Source organism: Neorhizobium alkalisoli, assembly GCF_007829835.1.
Taxonomy (GTDB): Bacteria; Pseudomonadota; Alphaproteobacteria; order Rhizobiales; family Rhizobiaceae; genus Neorhizobium.
Map to the genome: position 1 here is coordinate 1,115,153 of NZ_VIWP01000001.1, position 12,507 is coordinate 1,127,659.

Annotated in this window: 9 protein-coding genes; 6 read left to right on the forward strand and 3 right to left on the reverse strand. The window is 60.0% G+C overall.

Going from position 1 to position 12,507, the window contains the following annotated elements; all coding sequences use genetic code 11:
• Position 1: 1 nt before the first annotated feature.
• Genes FHW37_RS04935 through FHW37_RS04945 form a run of 3 tightly spaced genes read right to left on the reverse strand, consistent with a single transcriptional unit; the run spans position 2 to position 3,708 of the window.
• Entirely contained in the window at positions 2-1,135 is a 1,134-nt protein-coding gene (locus FHW37_RS04935) for an ABC transporter permease (RefSeq protein WP_145633259.1), read from the reverse strand.
• Positions 1,128-2,051, reverse strand: coding sequence for an oligopeptide ABC transporter permease OppB (oppB, locus tag FHW37_RS04940; protein WP_145633261.1), 924 nt, complete (start codon positions 2,049-2,051; stop codon positions 1,128-1,130). The genes FHW37_RS04935 and oppB overlap by 8 nt, the downstream gene beginning before the upstream one ends.
• Positions 2,052-2,109: 58 nt before the next feature.
• Positions 2,110-3,708 (reverse strand): peptide ABC transporter substrate-binding protein, encoded by a 1,599-nt coding sequence (locus FHW37_RS04945; RefSeq protein WP_145633263.1) that lies wholly within the window; start codon positions 3,706-3,708, stop codon positions 2,110-2,112.
• Between the two features lie 727 nt (positions 3,709-4,435).
• Here FHW37_RS04945 and FHW37_RS04950 point away from each other — a divergent pair.
• The 6 genes from FHW37_RS04950 to FHW37_RS04975 all read left to right on the forward strand — a co-directional run bounded on the left by FHW37_RS04950 (position 4,436) and on the right by FHW37_RS04975 (position 12,462).
• Complete coding sequence (locus FHW37_RS04950) at positions 4,436-5,422, forward strand: ABC transporter permease (protein WP_145633265.1); 987 nt, start codon at positions 4,436-4,438, stop codon at positions 5,420-5,422.
• Between the two features lie 44 nt (positions 5,423-5,466).
• On the forward strand, positions 5,467-6,495 hold the full coding sequence (locus tag FHW37_RS04955; RefSeq protein WP_145633267.1) for a sugar ABC transporter substrate-binding protein: 1,029 nt from the start codon (positions 5,467-5,469) through the stop codon (positions 6,493-6,495).
• A gap of 68 nt (positions 6,496-6,563) precedes the next feature.
• Positions 6,564-8,723, forward strand: a complete 2,160-nt coding sequence (locus tag FHW37_RS04960; RefSeq protein WP_186458144.1) for an ABC transporter permease — start codon at positions 6,564-6,566, stop codon at positions 8,721-8,723.
• A complete protein-coding gene (locus FHW37_RS04965) occupies positions 8,704-9,798 on the forward strand; it encodes a strictosidine synthase (RefSeq protein ID WP_145633271.1) in 1,095 nt (364 codons plus the stop codon). The genes FHW37_RS04960 and FHW37_RS04965 overlap by 20 nt, the downstream gene beginning before the upstream one ends.
• Before the next feature lies 1 nt (position 9,799).
• A complete protein-coding gene (locus FHW37_RS04970) occupies positions 9,800-11,296 on the forward strand; it encodes a sugar ABC transporter ATP-binding protein (RefSeq protein WP_145633274.1) in 1,497 nt (498 codons plus the stop codon).
• A gap of 38 nt (positions 11,297-11,334) precedes the next feature.
• On the forward strand, positions 11,335-12,462 hold the full coding sequence (locus FHW37_RS04975; RefSeq protein WP_145633277.1) for a zinc-dependent alcohol dehydrogenase family protein: 1,128 nt from the start codon (positions 11,335-11,337) through the stop codon (positions 12,460-12,462).
• The last annotated feature ends 45 nt before the right edge of the window (positions 12,463-12,507 follow it).

The following is a 12,507-nucleotide window of genomic DNA, read 5'->3' on the forward strand; positions in this document are numbered from 1 at the left end:
GTCAGCGGTCCTTCGGGTCGAGCGCGTCACGCAGGCCGTCGCCGATAAAATTCAGCGAAAACAGCGTCGCCACGAAGAAGATGGAGGGAAAGATCAAGAGCCAGGGCGCTGACTGGATGTTGTTGGCACCTTCCGAGATCAGCGCGCCCCAGCTTGTCAGCGGCGCCTGAACGCCAAGCCCGAGGAAGGAGAGGAAGCTCTCGAGCAGGATCACCTTCGGCACGACCACGGTAACGAAGACGATGACCGGGCCGATCGTATTTGTAATGATGTGCCGGCGGATGATCTGCCAGTCGGTCAGGCCGAGCGCCTGGGCGGCACCGACGAATTCCCGGCGTTTCAGCGCCAGCGTCTGGCCACGCACGATGCGCGCCATGTCGAGCCATTCCACCGCACCGATCACAAGGAAGATCAGGATGAAGGATCGTCCGAAAAAGACGACGAGAACGACGACGAGAAAAACGAAGGGCAGGGAATAGAGGATTTCGACGAAGCGCATCATGATGTTGTCGATGCGGCCGCCGAGATAACCCGATGTCGCGCCGTAAAGCACGCCGATGCCGAGCGAGACGAGGCTGGCGAGCAGGCCGACGGCAATCGAGATCTGGCCGCCGAGCATGACGCGGGCAAGCAGGTCGCGGCCGTTCGGATCGGTGCCGAACAGGAAATATTCGCGGCTGACCTTGCCCTCGACCTTGAGGACGCGGCCGTCCTTTTCGGTCGCCACGACCTTGGTGTCGTCGAACTCGTTGGCGCGATCGAAATACCGTGTCGTCCGCGGATCGATCGGATCTTCGGCGCTGACGGTCGCAGTAAAGCTCTGGCCCGTCACATCGAAGGCGTCGAGATTGACGCGGGCGCGGGTTGCGACGCCCTGCATGGCGTCCTTCAGCGAGGCCTCGTCGGGCCGCGGCTCAAGGCTGGGTGCCACCGTCACATAGGACGAAAAAACCTGGTCATAGCTATGCGGCACGAAAAGCGGGCCGAGATAGGAGAAGAGCGCGATCAGCACCAGCATCACGCAGCCACCCATCGCCGCTTTGTTGCGGCGGAAGCGGAGGGCGGCGAGCTGGAAAAGGCTGCGGCTGGTGGTTTCCGGCAGGGTTGCGGCCGGATCGCGGGCGATATCAGTCATGACGGACCCTCGGATCGAGCAGGCCGTAGAGAAGATCGACCAGGAGATTGAAGACGATGACGAAGATGGCGATCAGCACGACGGTGCCCATGACCAGCGTATAGTCGCGGTTCAGCGCGCCGAGAACGAAGTAACGGCCGACGCCCGGAATGGTGAAGATGGTCTCGACGACGGCCGAGCCGGTCATCAGCGCTGCAGCGCAAGGCGCGAGATAGGAGACGACCGGCAGCATGGCGCCGCGCATGGCATGCGTCACCACGACGATCCGCGCCGGCAGGCCATAGGCGCGGGCGGTGCGGATATGGTCGGCATGCAAGGCCTCGATCATCGAGCCGCGGGTCAGCCGGGCAAAGACGGCGAGCTGCGGCAGCGCCAGCGCGATCATCGGCAGGATCAGGAAGGAGAAAGAACCGTCGCCCCAGCCTCCGGCCGGCAATAGCGCCAGAATGATCGCGAAGATCAGTGTCAGAACCGGGCCGACGACGAAGTTCGGGATCGTCGTGCCCATCGTGGCGAGCGTCATGATGGAAAAATCGAGCACGCTGTTCTGCCTGAGAGCCGCGATCGTGCCGAGCGTCACACCGCCGACCAAAGCCAGAAGCAGGGCGTAAAACCCGAGTTCAACCGAATAGGGCAAGCCTTTGCCGATCAGTTCCGCGACCGTATTGTCCTTGTAGATATAGCTCGGACCGAAATCACCCTGCACGGCATTGCCGATATAGGTGAGATATTGCCGCCAGAGCGGCTGGTCGAGCTGATAGGTCCGCATGATGTTTTCCATCGTTGCGGGCGGCAGCGGACGCTCAAGGTTGAATGGGCCGCCCGGGGCAAAACGCATCAGGAAGAATGAAATCGTCACGACGATGAACAGCGTCGGGACGGCGCTCGCGAGGCGGCGCAGGACAAAAGCCAGCATTTGGGTGGTCTCCTGCGGAACGGCGCCCGAAATGGTATCGGACGCCGTTCCGTATCGATTATTCGGAAACGCTCAGGAAGCGGCTCAGATGCTCGTTGGCAGCATTGTCCTGCCAGCCCTTGATGCGGTTCGAGACCAGCCACAGATCGGCCTGGGTCAGGAAGGGAGCGATCGGCTGGTCGCGCATCAGGATGGTTTCCGCATCATGCATCAGCTTCGAGCGGGCCGCCGGATCCGTTTCCGCATAGGACTTCTTCATCAGATCGTCGAATTCCTTGCTGTCGTAATGACCGTAATTGAAGGTCTTGTTGGTCGACAGGTTGAGAGCGAGGAAATTTTCCGGATCGGCATAGTCGGCGACCCAGCCGGCGCGCGCAACATTGAACTTGCCGCCTTCCTGCAGATAGGCGTAGTGCGACGAGACGTCGAGATTGCTCATCGTCACCTTGGCGCCGAACGTGTTCTTCCACATATCGGCGACGGCGGTGGCGACGCGTTCGTGGTTCGGGTTGGTGTTGTAGCGGATCTCGATATTCAGCGGCTTGCCGCCTTCACCGTAACCAGCTTCCTTCATCAGCGCGATCGCCTTGTCTTCGCGGTCGAGCTGCGAAAGACCTGCGAAATCGGCCTTGGAAGGCTCGCCGTAGGTCGCCATGCCCGGCGGCACCAGCGAATAGGCGGGAAGCTGCGAGCCGCTATAGATCTTCTTTGCGAGGAAATCGCGGTCAACGGCCATGGACAGCGCCCGGCGGACACGCACATCGTTGAACGGTGCCTCGCGGCCATCGAAGACGTAATAATAGGTGGCCAGCGTCGGCGACACATGCACCTGATCCTTGTAGGCGCCGCGCAGTCGCTCGATCTGGTCTGCGGAGAAGTTATAGACTAGGTCCATTTCCTTCGCTTCGAAACGGCGGACGGACGCGGCCTGGTCGTCGATCGGGTAGAAGATCACCTTGTCGAGCTTGACGTTCGCGGCATCCCAGTAATTGGCGTTCTTTTCAACGACGAGGCTGTCGTTCGGGACATGGCTGACGAGCTTGAACGCGCCATTCGAGACCATCGTGCCCGGCTTGACGAAATCGGCGCCGTTCTTGTCGAGGCTCGCCTTGGAGACGGGGAGGGCGGTCTGGTGGGCCAGAAGCTCGAGGAAGAACGGGGTCGGACGTTCGAGCGTGATCTCGACGGTCTTGTCATCGACGGCCTTGATGCCAAGTTCCTTGATATCGGCCTTGCCGGTATTGACCTTCTCGGCATTCTTGATCGGGTAGAGGATATTGGCGTATTTCGCGGCGGTCTTCGGGTCTTCGACGCGCTTGAACGAGAATTCGAAATCCTGCGCCGTGACGGGCGAGCCGTCGGACCATTTTGCGTTGTCGCGCAGCTTAAACGTGTATGTCAGCCCGTCGTCGGAGAGCTTCCAGGACTCTGCTGCACCCGGAATGATCTTACCGGCTGCATCATAGATCGTCAGCCCCTCATAAAGATCCTTCAGGATAAAGGCTTCGATATTGATCGAAGTCTGGGCCTGGTCGAGCGTCTGAGGTTCGCCCGCATTGCCGCGGTGGAGTACCGTTTCGGCAAAAGCCGGCGCGCCCGCAAAGAGTACGGAGCCCAGCAAAGCGATCGTTGTCGCACGAAATAGACGAGATGACATACCGTTATCCTTCCCAGTTGTTCTGTTCGGTTGCGGGAGTGAATGCCAGAAATACCGGAATCGCAAGGATTTTTTCCCCGCCGAGGAAGTTCGGCGTGTAAAACCGCGCGCTGCAATTAAACTGAAGATTGCATGCGCATACCGGTGTGATAATTCGAGCATTTAGATTGCGCGGCGTAGCAAAAATGCAAGTCCAAAGCTCGACGACATTTTACGTTCAGGTAATGTTGGCAAGGAATGCCATGGCTTTGTTAGGAGGGTTGCCGGAGTAATTTTATTGCGAGGCAGCTGACTTGCAGCGGTTTGCATAAGTTTACATAGATACAACTCTTGAGGGAATTTCTGGGTTCGCCACGAATGCGCTGTGGATCGTTTGAACATGTTTCGAGTGTTCGACTGAAACTGCGATTGGTGACGCTTCGACGGTGGTAATGCATAGACAGACCCCAATGGAGACGATCAGCCTCACCTGCCGAACGTATCTACGGCGAGAAGATTATCATGGTGGCTTGCGTTCACCGCTGACGCGCGATGGATTCTCCCAAGACACGGCCTGCGTCGGGCTCCATCCGCGCTATAACTTCCCGATATGGAACATAGCGCTTTAAAGTAATTTCCCGCCTTCTATGCCCGAATATAGTCGCTGTCGTCGCAGGCAGGCAATGAAGGAGATTGCTTGCGTGTCCGAGAGTGGATGCAGCGACTTGGCAAGCGGGGAGGGTTTGTCATGAGACTTCAAGTCGTCGCGCGCCATCTTAACCAGGAAAAGATCGTCTTTCTTCTGACGGTCGCTCTGGTGATTGCGTTTGCGGCCCTGCTTCCGAATTTCCTCGACCGCGGAAATCTTCTGTCTCTGGTTCGCAGTGTCGCCGTTCTTGGTGTTCTCGGCCTCGGCATGCTCATCGTCGTGCTCGGGCGGGGCATCGACCTGTCGCTGGTCGCGATCATGGCGATCTCCGTCGCCTGGTCCATGCAGCTTATCCATCAGGGCCTGCCGGTCTATGCGGCGCTCGCGCTGGGACTGGTCTTTGCCGTCGGGATTGCTTTTTTCACCGGGATACTTGTCGCCTATGCGGAAATTCCGCCTCTTTTTGCCACGCTTGCCATGTCCACTTTCGTCTACGGGTTCGGTCGGGCACACCTGATCACCGGCACGGACGTCGTTTACATGCCGCAGAATATGGGTTGGATCGTGGGGCTGGGCCAAGGCAAGCTGATCGGCATTCCGATGCCGATTGTGATTGCTGCACTGGCCGCCTTCGTCATCTTCCTGTTCCTGAGGTTTACCAAGCTCGGCAGCTACGTCTACGCGATCGGCGACAATCTCGCTGCGTCCCGGATCAGTGGCATTTCGGTCAGGCCCATGCTGGTTCTGCAATATGTTCTGGCCGGGGTGATCGCCTTCGTGGCGGGCGTCCTGACCGCGACTTCGGTCGAGGCGATGAACACGCGCATCGTCAATTCGAACATGATCTACGATGTCATCCTTGTCGTGGTGCTCGGAGGCGTCGGCCTCTCCGGCGGGCGTGGCAACGTGCGTAACGTCATCGTCGGAACGCTTCTGATCGGCGTCCTGATGAACGGCATGACGATCATGGATATCCAATACACCGTGCAGAACGTGATCAAGAGCCTGATCCTGCTGTTGGCGATCGTCATCGACAGCGTCGTGAACCCGCGTGACGAGCAGACCGGGCAGCAGGGCGACATCTGAACAAATCAAGTGAAACGAACTCACGTCATGAGGAGGAGCAGGACATGAGAAGCAACGGATTTCTAAAGGCTGCAGCCGCAGCGCTGGTCGCCCTGTCGATCGGAGGCGCCCCTGCCAAGGCTGCAGATGCAACCAATGATCCCTATCGCCAGGGCGCGCTTGAGTCCCTGAAGGGCAAGAAGATCGCCTACCTGCCGATCTCGATCGGCTTCGATCTCGCGCAGGCCTGGGGCGGTGTCGTCAAGACGGAGGCGGAACGATATGGCATGTCGTTCTCGTCGCAGGATCCGAACTGGAACACCGATGCCATGGCGCAGGGCATGACGGCGCTGATCGCCGAGAAGCCGGACGTCATCGTCACGCAGAACCCGGACATGCAGTCGCTGGCGCGGCTGTTGAAGCAGGCCACCTCGCAGGGCATCGTCGTGGTCCAGCTCAACATGCAGGGCGCCGTTCAGACGGACGCCTTTGTCGGCCCCGACTTCATCGCCATGGGTGAGCAGTCTGCCAACATGATGCTGAAGAAATGCGGTGCCGATACGAAGACGTCCCACAAGGTTGCGATCGTTCAGGGCGTGCTCACCGGCGGCGTCAGCTTCTATCAGGTCCAGGGCATGATGAAGGTGTTCAACGCCCATCCCGAGATCAAGATTGTCTCCAGCCAGGCGGCCGACTGGGATGCGTCCAAGGCCCGCGCGATCACGGAAACCGCACTCCAGCAGAACCCGGACCTCTGCGGCGTCATCGATGTTTGGGATGGCCAGGGGATCGGCACCGGCGCGGCGATCAAGCAGGCCGGCAAGCAGGATCAGGTCTATTTCATCACCTCCGGCGGTGGCGCCCAGAGCATGTGCGACGGGCTTATGAACGGAACCTATTCCGCCGTGATCAACTACGATGCTCCTGGCATGGGGCGTGACGCCTGGACGGCGATCTCGACGGCGCTGCAGAACAAGCAGGGGGCCGGTGCGATCAAGACCCAGATGTACTCACCGACCCGTCTGATGACCAAGGAAGACGTCAAGGCGGGCACCTGTTGGGATCCGCAGCAATACGCAAAGATCCTTCGCTGATCCGAGCCCGATGCTCCGGCAGTCGCAAGGGATTGCCGGAGCCAGATACCCGAGTTTTCCAAATCCGCATGAGGCATGAGGAGGCGCGTTTGGCGTCGGCGAGCACATTGACGAAGCTGCGATATCGCTTCGTTCCCGATCACGTCATCGGGGAAATCCTGTCGAAGAAATGGATCGACAACGCAATCCCGCTGCTGGTTCTGGTCTGCGTGGTTGCCGTTTTCGGCATGCTGATCCCGAACTTCTTCAGCGGTAGCAACCTGTCCATCACCTCGCGGCAGCTTGGCGAATTTGCGCTGATCTGCATTGCCATGATGACGGTTATTCTCGTCGGTGGGATTGATCTCTCGGTCGGATCGAATTTCGCGCTCGGCAATTTCATGACGCTTGCGCTTCTCAATCTGGCGGACTGGCCGGTGGCCGCCGCCGTGCCGACCGTCGTTCTCATTTGTGGCTCGGTTGGTCTGCTCAACGGCGTGCTGATCGGCTATCTGCGGCTGAGAGCATTTCTGACGACGCTTGTGACCCTCATCATCGTCCGCGCGGTGGTCGACATGCTTCTGCTGCAATATGTGCAGGCCATGTCCACAAGCTTCTACCAGTCCGATATCTGGGATCTGATCGGGCTTGGCGGATTGTTCGGCATTCCGTTTTCCTTCTGCGTCCTGATCGTCGTGGCAATCATCGGACATGTGCTTCTGACGCGGTCGCGCCCGGGCTGGCGCCTGATGGCGATCGGCGGTTCGCGTCGTTCCGCCCACAATATCGGCCTGCCGGTGCGCAGCACGGTTTGTGCGGCCTATACGATTTCCGGAATGCTCTGCGGTCTCGCGGGGGTCCTTTACGCCGCAAGGCTGTCCGGCGCAGGCTCGGATACCGGGATCGGCATGGAGATCTCGGCTCTTACCGCAGCCGTACTCGGGGGCAACAGTCTTGGCGGCGGACGGGGCTCGATCGTCAAGGCGCTGATCGGCGCGATCATCGTGCTGATCATGACGAACGGCGTCCTGCGTCTCGGTCTGAACTCCGGCTCCGGCCCGATGGTGCTCGGCCTGACACTGGTCTTTGCCGTATTCATCGATGTGCGCTGGCTCAAGAACCGCGACAAGCTGCTGAACAAGGTCTACGTCTCGCCCACCTATATCGAGCTGCCGGAACCGGTTTCGACAGCTGCCGGCGCCGGCAACGCACTGGCTCTGAACGACAGGCTGAGAGACGTCGAGATCATCGGGCTTGCCGCTGTCGAATCTCCCGAGGACGTCATTCTCGATGAGGACGATTATCTCTATTGCGGAACTCGCCACGGCGATATCGTCCGTTTTGCCCCGCCGGATTACACAAGCCATGAAGTCTACGCCCATATCGGCGGATCTCCGCTCGGCATGGGATGGGACAAGGACCGCAACCTGCTAGTCTGCGTCGGCGGCATGGGGCTCTACAAGATCGACCGCGATCGCAAGGTCGTGAAGGTTACCGACGAAACCAATCGCTCGACCTTGTCCGTCGTTGACGATTCCCGCCTGCGGCTGGCTGACGACCTCGATATCGCGCCGGACGGCCGGATATTCTTCTCCGAGGCGACCATCCGTTACGAGATGCACGACTGGCCGGTCGATGCGCTGGAAAGCCGCGGCAATGGCCGCATCATCTGCCATGACCCGAAGACCGGCAAAACCCATACGGCGCTGCGCAATCTCATCTTCCCGAATGGTATCTGTACGTCGCAGGACGGCCAGTCGATCCTGTTTGCGGAAAGCTGGGCCTGCCGTGTCAGCCGCCTTTACATTAGTGGCCCCAAGGCAGGGCAGGTGGAACGGGTCCTGGATCGCCTGCCCGGCTACCCGGACAATATCAATCGTGCATCGGATGGAACCTATTGGTGCGCCATCATGGGCATGCGATCTCCAGCGCTTGATGTCGCGCTCAGGATGCCGAGCTTCCGCCGCCGGATGGCGAGGCGCATCGCCCCGGATCAATGGCTTTATCCAAATCTCAATATCGGCTGCGTGATCCGTTTCAACGATCGGGGCGAAGTGCTGGAATCGCTGTGGGACCAGGGCGCCGAAAACCATCCGATGATCACGTCGATGCGCGAGCACAAAGGCTATCTCTATCTCGGCGGCATCACCAACAACCGTATCGGCCGCATCCGGCTCGATGGACGCGACAAGACCTGGTCCAGCTTCCGGAGCTATTGGGGAGGTCCGAATGTCCGCCATGCTTCGTGATCTTGCCGATCGCTTCCTCGGTCGCGGGCAGGCTGCCGTTACCGTCCCGGCGCTGGACGGCGCGCTAAAGCCGAACAATCTTCTGGAGGAAGCTCCGATTGGCTTTCCCGCCGCCTCGGCCGATAACCTCGCGGTGACAGAGACTGGCCTCATCTATTCCAGCGAGGGGACGCTCTATCGGCAGGGATCCTGTGGTGGTCCCGCCAGCGCGTGGAAACATGTCGGCGAGCCCGTTTCTGCGCTCGCTGTTTCCGCCAATGATGTCGTCGCCATCGCAGCCGGTTCCAGGATTCTTCTCATCGGCCCGGATGGTAACGAGAGGGCTGAGCTTTCAGTCGGAAGTCAGCCTTGGGCTGGCGTAACGGCACTCTGTTTCGCAGCGGACGGTTCACTTCTCGTCGCTATCGGTTCTGCCCGGAACGGGCTCGATGAATGGCAGCGGGATCTTCTCGATGGCGGCTGCTCGGGATCCCTCTGGCGTATCGATCTTGCGAATGGACGCAGCCATCAGCTGGCCGGAAAGCTCCATTATCCGAATGGTATCGCTGTGGAACAGGATGGCGGTATCATCGTCAGCGAGGCCTGGCAGAAGCGTGTTCTGCGGCTCTCCGAGACCGGCAAGGTCATCGCTCAGGTAGTCGAGGATCTTCCGGGCTATCCTGCGCGCATCAGCCCGTCGGGACGCGGCGGATATTGGCTCTCGGTCTTTGCGCCGCGTAGCCAGCTGATCGAGTTCGTGCTTCGGGAGCCGGCCTACCGCAAGGCCATGATGGCGGAGGTCGATAAGGAGTTCTGGATCGCGCCGGCCTTGCGTAGCGGCTATTCTTTCCGCGAGCCGATGCAGGGCGGCGCGCTCAAGCAGATGGGCATTCTGAAACCATGGGCGCCGACACGGTCCTATGGCCTTGTCGTGGAGTTCAACCGCGATTTCGTTCCCGTTCGCAGCTTTCACAGCCGTGCGGGTGGACGCCGACATGGCATTACCTCGGCCGTGGAGGCGGGCGGCAAGCTCTGGGTGACGAGCAAGGGCGGCGGTGAGGTCGTTGCAATACCGCTTGCCGCAGGAGGGAATTGAGATGGAACCGATCATCCAGCTCAAGGACGTAACCAAGGAATTTTACGGTGTCCCGGCGCTGCGCAATGTAAACTTCGACCTGATGCCGGGTGAAGTTCATTCGCTGCTCGGCGAGAACGGCGCCGGCAAATCGACGCTGACGAAGATCATGGCCGGCGTTTATGAGCCGAGCAAAGGCTCGGTCATGTTGCGCGGCGAGCCGATGAGTTTCGGAAAACCGGCTGATGCGCTCGACAAGGGCATCGCCATGGTCTTCCAGGAAACCAGCCTGGTGCCGTCACTGACGGTCGCCCAGAACATCTATCTCGGCAACGAAAAATTCTTCAACCGCCTGCGCGGCATCTACATCGCCGCCCAGCAGTTCCTGCAGTCGCTGAATTTCGGTGTTGATCCGACCATGTACGTGTCGCAGCTCGGCGCGGCACAGAAGCAGATGGTGGAGATCGCGCGGGCCGTACACCACAAGGCGAAGGTGATCATCTTCGACGAGCCCACGGCGACGCTAACCCCCGAGGAAAAACACCATTTCTTCGCGCTGGTGAACCGGCTGAAACGCGAAGGTGTGTCTATCGTCTTCATCAGCCACGCGCTTGAAGAGGCTTTGGCGATCTCCGACCGGATCACGATCCTGCGCGACGGCCAGCATGTGATCACGGATGATGCGAAGAACTTCGATCGCGACAAGATCATCGCAGCAATGGTCGGGCGCTCGCTTTCGGCCGAACTCTACAGTCGCGACATGTCGCGCAAGGCGAGGCCCTACGGCCACAAGGTCCTGTCCGTGCAGAACCTTTCCATGGGCAAAATGGTGCGTAACACGTCTTTTTCTGTCTATGCCGGCCAGATCACTGGGATTTTCGGCCTGATCGGTTCGGGACGCACCGAGACCGCGAAGATCATCTCCGGCGTCGTCAAGCGCGACTTCTTCCATGGTGGGGAAGTGAAGTTCGAGGGTAAGGCGGTGCGGTATCGCGTGCCGAGGCCGGCGGTGAAGGACGGCATCGTTTATGTAACGGAGGACCGCAAGATCGAAGGTTTCTTCGAAACCAAGTCGATTGCCGAGAACATCTACATGAACCTCCTGTCCTCCGATCTCAATCGCGGGATCATCGTCTCGCGATCCGAGATGATGGATCTCGCCAAGCAGTGGACACAGCGGCTGAACGTCAAGGCAATCGATGCAGATGCACGGGTCATCGAACTGTCGGGCGGCAATCAGCAGAAGGTGGTCATCGCCAAAGCTCTCGTGCAGAAGCCAAAGCTGGTGATCTTCGATGAACCGACGCGCGGCGTCGATGTGGGCGCGATCGCGGAGCTCCACCAGGTCATCAACGAGCTTGCCGATGCCGGCCTCGCCGTCGTGGTGATCTCGTCTTACCTGCCCGAAATCCTCAATCTTGCCGACCGCATTCTCGTGTCCCGCCAAGGGCGTGTGGTCGAGGAATTTTCTACCGAGGACGCGACCGAGGCGAAGATCATGTATGCGGCGGTGCATTGACCACCGCCAATACCAGCATTTGAAAACGAGGTGCAGAAATGAAGATCAAGGCGGCTGTCCTGGAGGAAATCGGTCTGGAGCGTCCCTACGCGAAGACTCTGCCACTGAAGATCCAGGAGGTTGATCTCGCGGGTCCCGGTCCCGGCGAGGTTCTGGTAAAAATGGCTGTTGCAGGCCTTTGCCATTCCGACCTTTCGGTGATCGACGGCAACCGGCCAAGGCCGGTGCCCATGGTGCTCGGCCATGAGGCTTCGGGCATTGTCGAGGAGGCCGGTGAGTACGTCGAGGATCTGAAGCGGGGTGACCATGTCGTTTTCGTCTTCGTACCGAGCTGTGGTCATTGCGCACCCTGCTCCGAGGGGCGGCCGGCGCTTTGCGAACCGGGTGCGGTTTCGAACGGACATGGCGATCTGCTTGGCGGCGTCAGCCGCCTGTCGCGAAACGGCGAGCGCGTCTTCCATCATGTCGGTGTCTCGTCCTTTGCGGAATACGCAACGGTATCCCGCCGCTCGCTGGTCAAGGTCGACAGGGATGTGCCGCTGGATATTGCAGGCCTGATTGGCTGCGCGGTTCTTACCGGCACGGGTGCGGTGTTCAATACCGGCGATGTGAAGCCCGGCGGTTCGACGGCCGTCATCGGCCTCGGTGGCGTAGGGCTTGCTGCGCTGATCGGCGCCGTTGCCGCCGGCGCCGAGACGATCATCGCGGTGGACCGCCTCGATTCAAAGCTCGAATTCGCCAGGCAACTCGGCGCGACGCATGTGTTCAATTCCGATGATCCGGATATCGTCGGAAAGATCAGGGAAACGACCAAGGGTGGCGTCGAAGCGGCGCTGGAATTTGCGGGCTCGGTCAAGGCGCTGGAATTCGGATATGCGATAACCCGGCGCGGTGGCACGACGGTGACCGCCGGCCTGCCCAATCCCAAGGCGATGCTGTCGCTGCCGGCGGTGAGCCTGGTTGCCGAGGAGCGCACCCTGAAGGGCAGCTATATCGGCTCGGGCGTTCCCTCACGGGACATTCCGCGTTTCCTCGGCCTCTACAAGCGCGGCAAGCTGCCGGTCGATCGGCTGCTGACCCATCGCATGAAACTCGAGGACATCAACGAAGGTTTCGACCGCCTGGCGGATGGCTCGGCGGTGCGGCAGATCGTCGAGTTTCCCTGACAGGAAGAGATTGCGCAGACAGAGACTTGTCGCAGGAGCATGCAG

Bases quoted from the DNA above. Each gene is read 5' to 3' on its own strand.
- FHW37_RS04935 (WP_145633259.1), bottom strand. From the start codon at position 1,135: ATGACTGATATCGCCCGCGATCCGGCCGCAACCCTGCCGGAAACCACC.
- oppB (WP_145633261.1), bottom strand. From the start codon at position 2,051: ATGCTGGCTTTTGTCCTGCGCCGCCTCGCGAGCGCCGTCCCGACGCTG.
- FHW37_RS04945 (WP_145633263.1), bottom strand. From the start codon at position 3,708: ATGTCATCTCGTCTATTTCGTGCGACAACGATCGCTTTGCTGGGCTCC.
- FHW37_RS04950 (WP_145633265.1), top strand. From the start codon at position 4,436: ATGAGACTTCAAGTCGTCGCGCGCCATCTTAACCAGGAAAAGATCGTC.
- FHW37_RS04955 (WP_145633267.1), top strand. From the start codon at position 5,467: ATGAGAAGCAACGGATTTCTAAAGGCTGCAGCCGCAGCGCTGGTCGCC.
- FHW37_RS04960 (WP_186458144.1), top strand. From the start codon at position 6,564: ATGAGGCATGAGGAGGCGCGTTTGGCGTCGGCGAGCACATTGACGAAG.
- FHW37_RS04965 (WP_145633271.1), top strand. From the start codon at position 8,704: ATGTCCGCCATGCTTCGTGATCTTGCCGATCGCTTCCTCGGTCGCGGG.
- FHW37_RS04970 (WP_145633274.1), top strand. From the start codon at position 9,800: ATGGAACCGATCATCCAGCTCAAGGACGTAACCAAGGAATTTTACGGT.
- FHW37_RS04975 (WP_145633277.1), top strand. From the start codon at position 11,335: ATGAAGATCAAGGCGGCTGTCCTGGAGGAAATCGGTCTGGAGCGTCCC.